At 39.9% G+C, this 1,582-nt stretch carries 1 protein-coding gene; it reads right to left on the minus strand.

What is annotated here, in order from left to right:
• On the minus strand, window positions 1–1,427 hold a 1,427-nt coding region (locus K7G79_RS14645; RefSeq protein WP_223552342.1), incomplete at its 3' end, for an alpha-L-fucosidase.
• Window positions 1,428–1,582: the final 155 nt, after the last annotated feature.

The raw sequence follows: 1,582 nt of genomic DNA on the forward strand, positions 1-1,582 counted from the left end.
ACACTAAAAGTACTTATTAAAGGGCATGCCAAGGCATTTTCGATTTTTAAACGCACCTTATCTGTTGCAGGAAATTCAATATCGGTTGCCGATGCCCTGCCTTCGAGAATGATGCGCTTATAACCAATCTTCTTACCTGAAAAAACCTCTTCCCAATTGCCATCAACAAGGCATTCAATTGAATAACCATCGATACGTTGCCCAAGGGGAATATATTCCTGGATAATAAACCCATTAATATCACGGACTGTCCCAAGATCAACTTCAATTACAGCAATTGTTACACTGTCATCGGTGGCATAGTATGTTTCGTAATCGCCATCGTTTATGTTTTGGGCAGAATATTGGTCGGAATTGCCCCGAAAACTATCAGCACTGATTTTTACGTTTTCCGATTTGGCCAAATCACTTTGGTGCAATTGGTCAACCCAAGCTTTAAATTCTGCTAGTCTGGTAATTGTACCGTCATCAATTAGCCCATCGGTATTGGGAGAGATATTCATTAACGGGGTAACAGCATATCCAACTGAAGTCAGGTAGTAATCCTGTATCTTTTCGAGACTAACAACAGGCGTATTATTATGAAACCAGTTTCCCTGCAAGATGATAGACGGTTCTGCTGGATACCAGCGCATTGTCCCATCTATTTCTACCCTGTAGTTCTGGTCGGGGGAAATCCCACCATGTGCACCCGGCCAGGCAATACAACGGTTTGGCATGTACTTCACCAAAGTTCCCGAGTCGTAAATAACCGCATCAGGCTGGGTCTCGTTTAGCATATCGGCTATTTTACCATAGTCCATCTTCAAATCATCGGCCTGATAACCATCGAACCAGTATTCATCTATTGGCCCATACTGGGTACTCAGCTCTTTAAGTTGTGCCAGGTAATATTCGCCATACTCCTTATAGTCTTCTGATCCAAAATTTTCAAAATGCTTATCTATGATAGACACATAAACACCAAAATAAACTCCTGCCTCGCGACATGCTTCTATAAGTTCTTTTACAACATCGCCTTTTCCGTTTTTCCAGGGCGATGATTTTACACAATGGTCGGTTGTTTTCGTTTGCCAGTTGCAAAAACCATCGTGGTGCTTGGTTGTAAGAACAATACCTTTAAAACCAGCCATTTTTGCAGCTTCAACCCATTGTTTGGCATCGAAGTTAACTGGGTTAAATTTCTCAGGATCCTCCTTGCCATATCCCATATGATCATCACTGGGGTAAAACGTTTTCATGCCAAAATGCACAAACATGATGTACTCTGCCTTATGCCAGTTTAACTGTGCTTTGTTAGGAATGGGCAAAAAGGCCTTTGGCGCTTTAACCATTTCTTTTTTTGATTTTTGGTTGATACAAGAGAACATGCTTATTACTAAAAAACATGCAAGAAATACATTAATAATGTGTTTTAATTGGTTCATTTTTATTTGATTTATAGTTTTAAATAATCGCTTATTGTTTTGAAACATTAAAAGTATCTTTCAACCTGATATCTTCCGATGAGCTTCCTACAAGCACGTCAAATTCACCTGGTTCCACAAGTTTTTTCATTTCCTGGTTCCAGAGGCTTAATTCA

It is taken from the genome of Aestuariivivens sp. NBU2969, from assembly GCF_019931125.1.
GTDB classification, from domain to species: Bacteria; Bacteroidota; Bacteroidia; order Flavobacteriales; family Flavobacteriaceae; genus Aestuariivivens; species Aestuariivivens marinum.